Source organism: Microbacterium gorillae (assembly GCF_050990725.1).
Classification (GTDB): Bacteria; Actinomycetota; Actinomycetes; order Actinomycetales; family Microbacteriaceae; genus Microbacterium; species Microbacterium gorillae_A.
In genome coordinates, this window is sequence record NZ_CP158844.1 from 2,709,404 (window position 1) to 2,723,558 (window position 14,155).

5 protein-coding genes are annotated in these 14,155 nt (G+C 68.8%); 1 reads left to right on the top strand and 4 read right to left on the bottom strand.

Annotated features, from left to right (window positions below; genetic code table 11):
* Nucleotides 1-28: 28 nt before the first annotated feature.
* Both ABTV68_RS12575 and ABTV68_RS12580 read right to left on the bottom strand, forming a co-directional pair.
* Nucleotides 29-811: a hypothetical protein gene (locus ABTV68_RS12575; protein ID WP_433674029.1), complete on the bottom strand. Its 783-nt coding sequence runs from the start codon at nt 809-811 to the stop codon at nt 29-31.
* Nucleotides 808-10,443 carry an SdrD B-like domain-containing protein gene (locus ABTV68_RS12580; protein ID WP_433674030.1) on the bottom strand — a complete coding sequence of 3,212 codons (9,636 nt, stop codon included), beginning with the start codon at nt 10,441-10,443 and terminating at the stop codon, nt 808-810. The genes ABTV68_RS12575 and ABTV68_RS12580 overlap by 4 nt, the downstream gene beginning before the upstream one ends.
* Before the next feature lie 224 nt (nt 10,444-10,667).
* Between ABTV68_RS12580 and ABTV68_RS12585 the strand changes: the two genes are divergently transcribed.
* Nucleotides 10,668-11,399 (top strand): alpha/beta fold hydrolase, encoded by a 732-nt coding sequence (locus tag ABTV68_RS12585; protein ID WP_433674031.1) that lies wholly within the window; start codon nt 10,668-10,670, stop codon nt 11,397-11,399.
* On the opposite strand, the gene ABTV68_RS12590 is transcribed toward ABTV68_RS12585, so the two are convergent.
* Both ABTV68_RS12590 and ABTV68_RS12595 read right to left on the bottom strand, forming a co-directional pair.
* Nucleotides 11,378-12,616 (bottom strand): MFS transporter, encoded by a 1,239-nt coding sequence (locus ABTV68_RS12590; RefSeq protein ID WP_433674032.1) that lies wholly within the window; start codon nt 12,614-12,616, stop codon nt 11,378-11,380. The two genes, ABTV68_RS12585 and ABTV68_RS12590, sit on opposite strands and share 22 nt — an antisense overlap.
* A complete protein-coding gene (locus ABTV68_RS12595) occupies nt 12,613-13,965 on the bottom strand; it encodes a GH1 family beta-glucosidase (protein ID WP_433674033.1) in 1,353 nt (450 codons plus the stop codon). Before ABTV68_RS12595 ends, ABTV68_RS12590 begins: the two co-directional genes overlap by 4 nt.
* Between the last annotated feature and the right edge of the window lie 190 nt (nt 13,966-14,155).

Sequence of the window (14,155 nt, forward strand, 5' to 3'; positions counted from 1 at the left end):
GGACGAGTCTATCCGGTCCGCGTCACGGTCACAGACCCGCGAAGATGTCGCGCGTCTCGTCGGCGAAGTCCACAGTGCTCCAGGTGACGCCGTCCAGCCGCATCTCCAGGCGTATCAGGGTGCCATCGGTGGTGATCCAGTAGCGCAGGTTGGACTGCGTGGCTCCCTCGCTGCGCACGCCCGCGAACACTGTCACCGGTGTCGAGCCGACGGTGTCCTCGCGCAGGAACTGCGCTCCGCCCTGCGCCACCAGCTGCGCGTTGTCGGGCCGGTCCGTGGCGATGCTGGCCAGGAGCTTCTGTCCCGCGGCGAGCGAGGAAGCGGAGGCGTCGAGCGCGGTGCTCTCCCACCCGGCAGCCGGGATGGGAAGCGGTGGTGCCGGCTCAGCGACATCCTGTGCCGTCACCTCGGACGCCGTCCACAGTGAGAGGAACGAGGCTCCGGATGGAGTCGTGATCGCCGCGTAGGCCTGGTGCGTCTGCGGCGAGAGCCACCCGTTGATGGCCACGCCTCCGGTCTGGTCCACGATGGTCCCGGCGATGGCCACGACCTGGCGCTGGCCGAGTCGGAACCCGACCGAGGCGAGCAGGTCCGCCTCCGCCGATGTCACCGCTCGGGGCATCTGCGCCGACGCCGAGGGCACCGGCGCAGCATCAGTCGGCGTCGTGCATCCAGCGAGCACCAGGACCGTCAGCGCACCGAGCACGAGGGCGGTCGTGCGACGCGGACGGCGTCGGGGCACGGCTGAGGCCGGGAGGGGCGTGCTGCCCCTCCCGGCCTCGATGTGCGGATGGTCCGTTCCCGCGCTCACGCTCGCAGCTTATCCGCGCCCGTGCGCCGACGACGCACCACGAGCAGACAACCGCCGATCAGCAGCATCAGCGCCAGCGCACCGGCCACGAGAGCGGGGGTGGTGTCTGTACCGGTGGTGGGCAGGGGTGGAACCACTCCGCCCGGCGTCACCGCGGTGAACGGGTCGTCGTCTGCCACCGTCCAGGGCTCGCCCGTGGCCGGGTTCACCGCGGGAACGGGCTTGCCGTCCGGACCGAGCTGCGGCTTGCCGGTCGGGTTGCCGTCCTCGTCCACGGCCGGAACCACGATCGTGCCGGTGACCTCCACGTGATCGGCGTGTGCGTCCTTCTCCCCCATGACCAGGGTTCCCTGGCAGAAGAAGGATGCACCCGGAGCGAACAGCGCACCGTCTGCGGACGACCAGGTGATCGATCCGTCGACGACCTTCCCGAGTGTTCCACCGGGGAACACGCAGGTGATGGAGTTCGGGTCGATCGCCGGTCCGAAGTCGGTCACATCCGTGATCGTCAGGTCGGTGAGCCAGGTCTTGCCCGTGTTGGTGATCACCCAGCGCACGATGTTGGCGCCGGTGGACTTCTTGCCATCCAGCAGCTCGAACGTCGCAGCCTGATCCGCCGCGTTGGCGTCCTGACCGGCATCCGCGAGCGGCTTTTCCGGGGTCATCCAGGCACCGTCCTCACCCACCTCGGGATCGGGGCCGCTGCCGTCGTACTTGATGACCTGGATGTCACCGGAGAAGGCGTTGTACGGGTTGTCGTCCGTGACCTTCTCCCCGCCAGCCGTGACCGCCGCCACCTGCACCACGTCGCGATGCGGGTCGGATGCGCCGTCCAGCGTGAGCTCAGAGGTGCAGGTGATCTGCTCGTCCGGGTTCCAGGCGGTGGTGCCCGGCGCGAAGGTCGCCTCCCAGCGCACCGTCCACGTCTTCGACGCTGTGTCGTAGACGCCGGCGGCCGTCGAGCCATCGGGGAAGACGCACGCCATGCCGAGCGGTGCGGTGCCCGCCGTCGTGACGTCGGTGAGAACCACGTCGTGCAGCGGGTTCTGGGACGGGTTCGTCGCGATCGACACGATCTGACGCGTCTCGCCCTCGGACGCGTACACCGCACCGTCGGACATCGTGTCGGCGTCGTTCACGATCGCACCATCCGCACCGTCGCCCTTGACGACAGTCACCTGCGTGGTGGTGGCGTGGAACTGGTCGTCGTCCGTCACGACCTCGGTGCTGCGGGTCGGCTGTCCCTCCTCGTCGGTCTCGTAGACCGGGAGGCCGTCGTCACCGATGACCGGCTTGCCGTCCTCGCCCAGGACCGGCGGCACCACGGTGCCGGTGACCGACACCTCGTCGCCGTGGCGCTCGTTGGCGGCCAGCGTCAGCGGACCCTCACAGAAGAACGAGGCGCCGGGAGCCAGCGGGCCGACCCACGGGCCGGACGCCGCGAACGAGTAGTCCGCGGGACCGCCCACGGGCGACAGGTCACAGGTCCAGGAACCGACCGCAGGACCGTTCAGCGTCGAGTCGACGACGTTGACGTCCGTCAGCCACGTGGCGCCGGTGTTGGTGACCACCCAGCGCACCGGCTGAGCCGCGCCGGCGGGATAGTCCACGGCACCCCCTGCGGTGTTCGCGTCCTGGTCGACGTTCGCGAGCGGCTTGCTCGGCGTCGTCCACGATCCTGCCGATCCCACGGCGGGGTCGGCGTGGTTGCCGTCGTACTTGATGACCTGGATGTCGCCGGAGAAGGCGTTGTACGGGTTCTCCTGCGTCACCGTCTCTCCGGCCGGCGTGACCGCCGTCACCTGGACGACATCGCGGTGCGGAGCGGACTGGCCGTCCAGGGTCAGCGTCGACGAGCAGGTGATCTCCTCGCCCGGGTTCCACGTGGTGGTTCCCGGCGCGAACGTCGCCTCCCAGCGCACCGTCCACGTCTTCGACGTCGCGTCATAGTCGCCGTCGGCGGACGTGCCATCGGGGAACTCGCACACCATGCCGATGGGTGCGTCGCCCGTGGTGGTCACGTCGGTGAGCACCACGTCGTGCAGCGCGTTCTGCGACGGGTTGACCGCCACCGACACAATCTCCCGCGTCTCCCCCGCCGAGGCGTAGGTCTGACCGTCGTGCATCGTGTCGGCGTCGTTCTCGACCACACCGTCCGCGCCGTCGCCCTTGACCACCGTGATCTCGGTCGTCGTGGCGTGGAACTGGTCCTCGTCGTCCACCGTGAGATCCGAGCGGACGGGAGCGCCGCCCTCGTCGGTCTCGTAGACCGGGAGCCCGTCCTCACCGAGGACGGGGGTGCCGTCCTCGCCGAGCACCGGCGGCACCACGGTGCCGGTGACCGACACCTCGTCGCCGTGGGTCGTGTTCGCCGGGAGGGTCAGCGGACCCTCGCAGAAGAACGACGCGCCGGGGGCCAGCGGCCCCGTCCACGGACCGGAGTCCGCGAAGGAGTACGCCGAGGGGCCGCCCACGGGCGACAGATCACAGGTCCAGGAACCGACCGCCGGGCCGTTCAGCATGGTGTCCACGACGTTCACGTCCGTCAGCCAGGTCGTCCCGGTGTTCGTGACCACCCAGCGCACCGGCTGCGCGGCGTCCGTGGGGTAGTCGACGGCGTCGAGCGCGGTGTTCGCATCCTGCGACGAGTCCGCCAGCGGTTTGCCTGGCACCGTCCACGAACCCGTCGATCCGACCGCGGGGTCGGCGTGGTTGCCGTCGTACTTGATCACCTGGACATCACCGGAGAGGGCGTTGTACGGGTTGTCCTGCGTGATGGTCGCGCCGGCCGGCGTCACCGCCGACACCTGGACCACGTCACGGTGCGGAGCGGACTGGCCGTTCAGCGTCAGACTCGACGTGCACGTGATGCTGTCGCCGGGGTTCCACGTGGTCGTTCCCGGCGCGAAGGTCGCCTCCCACCGCACGGTCCAGGTCTTGGTGGCCGCGACGTAGGTGCCGGTGGTGGCGGATCCGTCGGGGAACTCACACACCAGGCCGATCGGTGCGTCACCCGTGGTGGTCACGTCCGTCAGCACCACGTCGTGGAGTGCGTTCTGCGACGGGTTGACCGCCACCGACACGATCTCCCGCGTCTCCCCGGCGGGCGCGTAGGCCTCGCCGTCGTGCATGGTGTCGGCGTCGTGGATGATCTCTCCGTCCGCGCCGTCACCCTTGACCACCGTGATCTCGGTCGTCGTGGCGTGGAACTGGTCGTCGTCATCCACGGTGAGGTCGCTCCGCACCGGAGCGCCGCCCTCATCGGTCTCGTAGACCGGGAGTCCGTCCTCATCGACGACGGGGGTGCCGTCCTCGCCGAGCACGGGCGGCACGACCGTGCCGACGACGCCGACCTCGTCACCGTGCGTCTCGTTCGCTGCGAGGGTCAGCGGACCCTCGCAGAAGAACGATGCACCCGGCGCCAGCGGGCCCACCCACGGACCGGAATTGGCGAACGAGTAGTCGGCGGGGCCGCCGACAGGCGAGAGATCACAGGTCCAGGAACCGACGGCCGGGCCGTTCAGCGTGGTGTCCACGACGTTCACGTCGGTCAGCCAGGTCGCGCCGGTGTTCGTGACCACCCAGCGGACGGGCTGTGCCGCGCCCGTCGGGTAGTCGACGGCGTCCAGTGCGGCGTTGGCGTCCTGAGACGCGTCCGTCAGCGGCTTGCCGGGAACGGTCCACGATCCGGTCGAACCGACCGCCGGGTCGGCGCGGTTTCCGTCGTACTTGATGACCTGCACATCCCCCGAGAAGGCGTTGTACGGGTTGTCGGCGGTGACCGTCGCACCTGCCGGGGTGACAGCGGAGACGGTGACCTCATCGCGGTGCGGTGCGGACGTGCCGTCGAGCGTCAGCGTCGACGTGCATGTGATGACGTCCTGCGGGGCCCACGTCGTGGTTCCCGGAGCGAAGGTCGCCTCCCAGCGCACCGTCCACGTCTTCGACGCCGCGTCGTACACGCCGTCGGCCGACGAGCCGTCGGGGAACTCGCACGCGAGCGCCAGCGGCGCATCGCCTGTGGTCGTGACATCCGTCAGCACCACATCGTGAAGTGCGTTGGGCGAGGGGTTGGTGGCGATCGACACGATCTCTCGCGTCTCAGCGTCGGCGGCATACGCCTGGCCCTCGTGCATCGTGTCGGCGTCGTTCTCGATCACGCCATCGGCACCGTCGCCCTTGACCACCGTGATCTGCGTCGTGGTCGCGTGGAACGGGTCCTCGTCCGTGACGGTGAGGTCACTGGGCACCGGCTGGCTGCCTTCATCCGTCTGGTACGCCGGCTGACCGTCGTCGCCGATGATCGGGCCACCGTCAGGACCGAGCAGCGGAGGCACGACCGTTCCACTCACGTCCACGTTGTCGCCGTGCGTCTCGTTGGCGGCGAGCGTCAGCGGACCCTCACAGAAGAACGATGCGCCAGGTGCCAACGGGCCGGTCCACGCGCCCGAGTCCGCGAAGGAGTAGTCCGCGGGGCCGTTCACCGGTGACAGATCGCAGGTCCAGGCCCCGACGGCGGGCCCGTCGAGCGTGTCATCGGCCACCAGCACGTCCGTGAGCCAGGTGGCACCTGTGTTGGTCACCACCCACCGCACCGGCTGCGCGACTCCGACGGGATAGTCCACCGCCGTGGCCGCCGCGTTCGCATCCTGCGCGGAATCCGCGAGCGGCTTGGCGGGCACCGTCCAGGAACCGACCCCGCCGACCGACGGATCGGCCTTCGTGCCGTCGTACTTGATGACCTGAACATCGCCGGAGAAGGCGTTGTAGGGGTTCTCGTCGGTCACCGTCGTGCCGCCGGGGGTCACGGCCGTGACCGTGACGGCATTGCGGTGCGGCGCGGACGCACCGTCCAGCGTCAGTGTCGAGGTGCAGGTGATCTCGTCGGCCGGCGACCAGGTCGCCGTGCCCGGCGCGAACGTCGCATCCCAGCGCACCATCCACGTCTTCGACGCCGCGTCGTACACACCGTCGGCCGAGGACCCGTCCGGGAACTCGCAGACGAGCCCCAGTGGTGCATCGCCGGTGGTCGTGACATCGGTGATGACGACATCGTGCAGCTCCCGCGTCGAGGGGTTGGTCGCGATCGAGACGATCGTGCGAGTCTCACCGTCGGCGGAGTAGCCCTGACCGTCCAGCATGCTGTCGGCGTCGTGCTCGATGGCACCGTCTGCGCCATCGCCCTTCACCACCTCGACCGTGGGCGCCACGGCGTGGAACGGGTCGTCGTCATCGACCGTCACATCCGACACCAGCACGTTGCCGTTGTCTCCCGTGGCGTATTCCGGAACGCCGTCGTCGCCGATGACCGGCTGACCGTCCTCACCGAACAGCGGGGTGACGACCGTGCCGACCACGTCGACCTGATCGGCGTGGCTGTCATTCGCCGTGAGGGTGAGCGCGCCCTCGCAGAAGAACGAGGCTCCGGGAGCGAGCGGGCCCGCCCAGGGTCCCGCCGCGGCGAAGGAGTAGTCGGCAGGACCGCCCACAGGCGAGAGGTCACAGGTCCACGCACCGATGGCGGGCGTGGTGGTCGTCGTGTCCGTCACCGAGACGTCCGCCAGCCAGGTGGCACCGGTGTTGGTGACCACCCAGCGCACCGGCTGCGCGATACCGGCCGGGTAGTCCACAGCGTGGGTGGCGTCGTTCGCGTCCTGCGCGGCATCGGCCAGCGGCTTCGTCGGCGCCGTCCAGGCACCGGTTGCACCCACGGCGGGATCGGCCTGGTTGCCGTCGTACTTGATCACCTGGATGTCACCGGTGAAGGCGTTGTACGGGTCCGCGGCGCTGGGGCCGTTGGGCGTCGCGGGCGGGGGGTTGTCCGGGTCGCCCGGAACGCCCACCGGCGAGAGGTTCGTCGTGACCTGCGCGACGTCGGTGTGCGGCTCGTCTGCGCCGGACAGCGTGAGGGTCGCCGTGCAGTCGAAGCTCGCTCCCGGCTCCCACGCCTGCGGCTGGGTGCCGGCGAAGCTCGCGAGCCACGGCACGTTCCACGTGGTGCCGGTGAGCACACCCGCGGTGGCGGAGTTCTCCCCCGGGAACACGCACGCAAGGTCGTCGATCGTGGTGCCGCCCGCGGTGCGCTCGTCACTGACCGTCACGTTGTACAGCGGGACGTCGCCGGTGTTGGACATGGTGATGACGATGTCGCGCGTCTCGCCCGGAGCGTACGCCTCGCCGTCATACATGATGTCGGCGTCGTTCACGATCACGCCGTCCTCGGCGTCGCCCTTCTCCAGGGTGATGGTGGGGACAGTGGTGGTTGCGAAGAACGGGTCGTCGTCGGCGGGGTGCACGTCGGAGAGCACCGGGTTTCCATTGCCGTCCGTCGCGGGCTCGTCCGTGAACGGCTCCGAGGTCGGGTCGCTCGGGTCGTAGTCCGGGTTCGCCTGCGGCACGATGACCGTGGTTGTCACGCTGGCAGTGTCGGAATGCGACGCGTTCGCTCCCGTGGCATCGAGCGTCAGTGTGCCGGTGCAGAAGAACGTGGTTCCGGGCTCCCACGGGCCCGTCCAGGTGGTCCCGGTGGCCGGTCCGCCCAGTGGCGAGAAATCGCAGGAGATGTCCGTGAGGTCCGGACCGCTCACGGTGTCATCGGCGATGGTGATGTCGCCGAGCCACGTGGTTCCGGTGTTGGTGACCGCCCAGGAGACGGGCTGGGGTCCGGTGCTTCCCGTGACCGGTGAGGCCGTGTACACCACGGCCGTCCCGTCGCTGTTCGCGTCGCGCTCGCTCCCGTCCACCAGCGGCTTCTCGGGGATTCCGGCGGTCTCGGTGGGGGTGAAACCGCCGCGCGAGTCGTACTTGACCAGCTGCACGTCGCCCGTGAACGCGTGGTAGTCGTCACGATCGGTGACCGTCACGCCGGTGGCCGTGGACGTTCCCGTGACCGTCGCCGCATCCGCGTGCGGTTCCGCGTCGCCATTCAACGTGAGTGTCGCCGTGCATGTGAAGGTGACCTGCGGCTGCCAGGTGGCGGTCGGCGATGCACCCGTCGTCTCGGCCCAGGTGACCGTCCAGGTGCCGTCGACCAGAGTGCCGGTCGCCGCGGACGTCGCACCGGGGAAGGTGCAGGCGAGAGCCGCGATGTCCCCGCCGGTGATGGTGCGATCGGTGACGGTCACGTCGCGCAGCGGATCGGTTCCGGTGTTGGTGACGTCGAACTGGATCGTCCGTGTCTCCCCCGCGGTGTATCCGAGCGCCGTCTCCGGCGTGTCCGCATCGCCGTCGACCGGACCGCCCACGGTGTCGTACTTCTCGATGTCCACCTCGGGCGCGTGCTGGATGAAGCCGAAGTCCAGGCTCGGGTCGTTCTCGCCCGGCCCACCGGTCGTAAGCGTCACCTCCGGATAGGTGCCACCGGAGGGCACCACACCGTCGGAGTCGTGGTCGTCGTCTCCCTGATTCGCCGTGGTGGGCACGAAGCCGTCCAGCGGACCGCCGGCGGCGTAGTCCTCCGGCTTGTCGACCTTCACGGTGTACTGCGTGCCTGTCTTCAAGCCACCGGTGACGTTCGAGTTGTCGAACAGGTAGGTGCCGTTCGCACCCGTGACGGCGGTGCCCACGACAGCACCCGTCTCATCCACGAGGTGCACGGTCACCCCCGCGGCGGGCGGCTCGCCCGCGTCCTGCACGCCGTCTCCGTCGGTGTCCTTCCAGATGCGGTTTCCGATCTGGATCGGCGCCTGGTCGCACATCACCTCCAGGTCCGCGAGGCCGGAGCCTTTGAGGAACGATGAGGTGGCCGGCTGCACCGCCAGACCGTTGCCATTGCTGGTGCCGTCCCGGTTGATGAGACCGACACCGGCGGTCCACACGTTCCCTGCCGGGTCGACCGCGTCGGATGCCAGCGTGGTCTCCACCCGAGACAGCGCCTGCCCCGAGTAGAAGGACTCCTCGTGGAAGCCCGTGCGGAAGTCACCGGTGTAGTACTCACGGAACGTCCGCGACTGGCCGCCGTTCGTGCCTGAGACGTTGTTGTCGGTGCAGATGCTGCCCGCGGCGAGCGTCTGCGACGCAGGGTCGAAGTTCGGATCGAGCACGAAGGTTCCGTCATCGAGCCGGCATCCGCGCAGGATGTCGGATCCCGAGGCGGGCTCTGTGTTGGTCTGCCATCCACCCGTACGGTTCGGGTTCTCCGAGTTGTACGGCGTCTGGTCGCTGAAGCGGTCGCGGAAGCTCACGACGAGATCGCCGTTGGTCTCCTCGATGATGTCCGCGAGAATCGGCTGGGGGTACGACGCCCAGCCGCCGCCGTAGCAGCCGTTCACGTTGTTCGTCGCAAGGTTCGCCGCGTTCGGGAAGTCCGCGATCCAGGGGAACCAGGCTCCCTCTCCGGTGGCGACGGCCTCGCCGGTGCACACCGTGCCGTTGTAACCATTGCCGCGGCCGAAGTCCAGCGGCTGGTTCATGACGATGTCGCCGAAGTCGCCCGTCGCGGCGTCGAACTCGTAGATGACCGCCCGCATGTCGGCGGGATCCTGCGTGGACTGGGCGGAGCAGACGCCTCCGACGTACTGGGTGAACAGGCCGACGCCCTCTCCGAACGGCTGCCAGTCTCCGGGCACCGCGCAGGGGTTCGGGATGTCGTACGAACCGATCGGACTGTTGTTCACGCCCGTGGACATGCCGTCGTAGACGTAGACCTTCTTGTCCTCAAGGTTCGTGACGAAGAGGTACTTGTTGTCGTTCGTGATCTCGAGCTCGCCGAGCGACTTCTTACCGACCTGGTCGTAGAAGCCGTAGTCCTGCCGGGTCGCGAAATCGTGGGAGTCGGGTCCGACATTCGGAACGGTTGCCCACTGCGTCGCACCGCCGGTCGCCGGGTCGGTGACATAGATGGCACCGGGGCCGCCGGGTCCGTAGGCGGAGCTGCGGTGCGCGACGGCGCTGGAGAACACCCGCTTGGTGACGTTGTTGTAGGCGATGCCGTAGAGCGATCCGGTCTGCTGAAGCTGAGCCACCTGTGAAGCACCACCCGCGGCGTTGTACTTCATGGTGAACAGGCTCTGTGCGGTCGGGGACGTCTGGTGCCCGATCGTGCTGTTGGGCAGACACGCGCCGATGAGGTCCGCGTTCTGCTGGCAGTAGTAGGGCGGGTACCAGAACGCCGCGTTGACGTACGCGGGCGCACCGCCTCGCACATCGACGAACTCAGTCGGCGTGGAGAGCTTCTTGTTCGTGGAGCTGGCCAGGTCTGCCGGTGTGACAGGAGCCGACGCGCCGGTGCCGTTCGCCGCGAAGCTCGGGAAGAACGTCCCCGGATGCGGGTTGGCGACATCCACCCGGTACTGACCCCCGACGAGCGCGGAGGTCGCCGGAGTGAACACCGCGTTTCCGTTCGCGTCCGTCTGGGCCGTGATCGAAGCGCCGCTGGCGTCGGTGAGGGTGACATCGACACCGATGAGCGGCGGCTCCAGGACCGTGGAGTCCACGAGCCCGTTGGCGTTCACCTCCTGCACCACGTGAACGGTGACGGTTCCGTCGCCAACGTCCGCGAGCGCGGCATCCACGGCGGGAACGAGCGCCAGCACGGAGGCGACGACACCGGCTATGGCCAGTGCTGCCGTGCTTCGGGTGAGCCGGCGCGTGCCGACGGGGCGGGAGGTTCCAGCAACTCGAGTTCGAGGCACCGACTCGTCCTTCCAGACGAAGCTGCCGCGGGGGTGGCAGCGAGCTGTGGGCGGGCGTTGGCCGGGTGTGCCGCGCTGAGGGGTCAGCTGACGCTCGTCCGTGGGGGCTGATGCACACGCTAGCGGAGAGCCTGGGAAACCGCTATACAGAACCTGGGTCTTTCATGTACGGCCAGACGGCGTTCTCCAAGACCGCTGTCCGCCTCCCTGACTACGCTGGCGGCATGGCGACGCAGGTGATTCTCGTTCATGGCATTCGCACGTCGGCTACGATGTGGCGCGCGCAACTCGCCCACCTCTCCGAGCGCGGTGTGGACGCTGTTGCCGTGGACCTGCCCGGCCACGGGACCCGGATGAACGAGCAGTTCACCTTCGACGAGGCGTGGCGCACGATCGACGAGGCCGTGCAGCGTGCAGCGGAGCGCGGACCCGTGCTGCTGGTGGGGCATTCCATGGGTGGCCTGCTCACCACCGCGTACGTCGGTGCCGAGACCACTCCTCCCGTGACCGCGTTCATCGGTGCGTCCTGCACGGCGCTCCCCCGCGGCGCGGGTCTTGCGACCTACCGGCTGCTTGCCGGCGGGTTCAACTCCCTGCCCGATCAGGGTGCCTGGTTGACGCGTCAGGTGCTCGCCGCCACGCTGCCCGACGAGACCCGGGAGGATTTCGGAGCCGGCGGGTACGCCCTCGCCGCGCAGGACGCGGCCCTGCGATCGCTCGCCCGGCTGGATCTGGTCGCGGCGCTGCCCCGCATCGCGATTCCGACGTGGTTCATCAACGGGCAGTTCGATCAGCTTCGACTCAATGAGCAGCTGTTCGCGCGACTCGTGCCGCATGCGGAGCTCATCGTGGTGCCGAAGACCTCGCACCTGGTCACCGCGATGCGCCCGCGAGTCTTCAACGCCCTGCTGGATCTGGCACTCGCGACCATCGCTCAGGGTGTGCGCGCCACGTGAGGCTCTCGCGCGCCGGCCGTCATCAGCCCGCCGAGGACCGACAGGATCGCCCCGCCCAGGAACAGGAGCCAGAATCCACCTGCTGCGGCGACCAGCGCCGCCCCGATGAGGGGCCCGAGCAGCTGCCCGAGTGCCGCGGATACGGTCACCAGACCGAGGTCGCGGGCGTGCGCCGTCTCGTCCGGCAGGAGGTCGGTGGCCAGAGCGAGGCCGGTGGTCATGAACGCCCCGTAGCCGATACCGAGCAGCGCTGCTGCCACAAGGGTCATCTCCCAGCTGGGCACGAACGCGAGCAACAGCGACGCGAGAGCCTGGATCATGGCACTGACTGCTGTGGGCATCCGGCGTTTCCCGGTGCGATCCGACCACCAGCCCGAGCCGAACGAGGCGATCACGACGAACACGGTGTACACGACGATGGCGATGAGCAGGTTGTCCTCGGCGGCCGCGCCCTGATCCAGCCCGTACATCAGGAAGAACAGCAGCAGTGTCGTGCCGAGGGCGTTGCCGATGTTCACGACGAGCCGGCCCGAGATCATCCACCCGAAATCCCGGTCGCGGAGTGACCGCAGTACCCCGCCGTCGGCGCCGCGCGTTGCTGCCGCGGGTCCCGGCGGGTCGGGAAGCACGAGAGCGGCGATCGTTCCCATCACGGCGATGAAACCGCCGAGGACGAGGTACGACACATCAACCGTGAGCGCCAGCACCACCACGGTCCCGACTCCCACGATGATCCCGACGGCCTGGGCGGAACTGGCCAGTGAGGCCGCGGTCCCCCGCTGCGCCTCCGGCAGCTGGTCGGCGATCATCGCGGTGAGCGCCGCGGACACCACCGCGATGCCGATGGAGACGCCCGTCCATGACGCCCCGACGGCGATCGGACCGGAGGCGAATCCCGTGACGGCCAGACACACGGCGGCGATCCATGTGCCCGCCAGCGCCCACGGTCGTCGCCGCCCCCAGCGCGAGCGCGTGCGGTCGGACATCGCGCCTGCCAGCGGCCCGGCGATCACACCGGCCAGACCCCCGACGCCGAGCACGACTCCGGTGGACACGACACCGCTGATCCATCCGTTCGCGTCGTCCGGAGTGTCCAGCTGCGTCGGCAGCAGCAGCTGCACCGGAGTAAGCTGCACGGTCCAGATCGCAAGCCAGGCGATGGCGAACAGCACCATCCACCCCCGCGTCACGGGCGTCCGTGCCTCCGTGATAGTCATGCCCGGCTCCGAGCGATGAGGTCGCGGTACCAGCGATAGGACGCCTTCGGGGTGCGGGTTCCGGTGGCGACGTCGGTGTGCACGAGCCCGAATCGTTGGGTGAAACCATCCGCCCACTCGAAGTTGTCCAACAGCGACCACACGGTGTACTCGTCGACGACGACACCCGCACGGATCGCCTCGCCGACCGCGGCGATATGTCCCTCGAGATAGGCGATCCGGTTCTGATCGTTCACGGAGGTCGGCTCGTCCGGTTCGGGGAACGACGCTCCGTTCTCCGAGACCACCACGGGCGGCAGAGTCGAGCCGTATCGCTCGCGCAACTGCACCAGAAGGGCGGTGAGGGATTCCGGCACGATGGGCCACTCCTGGCCGAATCCCGTCACCGGCGCACCCGGCGTGGGCACGATGGCGAAGGGCACGGGCCCGGAGTCAGCCGTCACCGTGGTCGGGTTGTAGAAGTTCACGCCGTAGACGTCCAGCGGAGCCGAGATCAGCTCCAGATCTCCGTCGCGAATGGGCAGGTCCGGCAGTCCCAGCGCAGCGAAGTCGGGATAGTGCCCTGAGAGCACCGGATCGGCGAAGAGGCGGTTGTGCAGGACGTCGTAGACGGCGGCGGCTCCCGCGTCCTCCTCGGTGTCATGCAGCGGTCGCACGAACGTGTGGTTGTTGGCGATGGCCACCTCGTGAGCCCCCGCCGCACGCAGGACGCGCAGGGCGAGTCCGTGCGCGAGCAGCTGGTGGTGCGCGGTCGGAAGCGCATCGAAGAGCATCGTCCGCCCCGGCGCGAGAGTGCCCACCGCATACCCCTGCAGGGTGGTCATGGCGGGCTCGTTGATCGTGTACCAGTGACGCACCCGGTCGGCCAGCCGATCGGCGACCAGCCGGGCGTAGTCAGCGAATCGGAGGGCGGTATCGCGGTTCAGCCAGCCGCCCTGTGCCTCCAACGGGCTCGGGAGGTCCCAGTGATACAGCGTCGGGAAGGGCGTGATGCCGGCATTCAGCAGGTCATCCACCAATCGCGAGTAGTAATCCAGCCCCGCCGCGTTCACGCCGCGCAGGCCGTCGGGCTGAACACGCACCCACGAGATCGAGAACCGATACCGGTCCGCTCCGAGCCCCCGTAGCAGGGCCACATCCTCGCCCCAGCGGTGATAGCTCTGCGGCCCCTCCTCTGCGGTGGTGCCGTCGATGATCCTTCCGGAGTCCACGAAGTCGTCCCAGATGCTGCGACCCCGACCCCCGATGTCGCGTGCCCCCTCGATCTGGAACGCGCTGGTGGCGGTGGACCACCGGAAGCCGGGTGGGAATTCGGGAAGCGGATCGGCGGTGGGGCGAAGGTCGGACATGCATCTCCTCGGACAGCGTCGTGCGAAGTGAACTCTGGTGTCTGTTCGGACGATACTCCGCACCAACGGTGCCGCGTCAAGCGTTCATGTCGGCGCGGTCGGGAGCATGCGCGTTGTGCTGGTAAGCTTGGCCTTTGACTTGTGTGTGGGTTCGCCCTCACATCGTCGAGGACAGCCCTCTCTCTGTCGC

Coding starts and splice junctions, on each gene's coding strand:
- ABTV68_RS12585 (WP_433674031.1), top strand. CDS start 10,668: ATGGCGACGCAGGTGATTCTCGTTCATGGCATTCGCACGTCGGCTACG.
- ABTV68_RS12590 (WP_433674032.1), bottom strand. CDS start 12,616: ATGACTATCACGGAGGCACGGACGCCCGTGACGCGGGGGTGGATGGTG.
- ABTV68_RS12595 (WP_433674033.1), bottom strand. CDS start 13,965: ATGTCCGACCTTCGCCCCACCGCCGATCCGCTTCCCGAATTCCCACCC.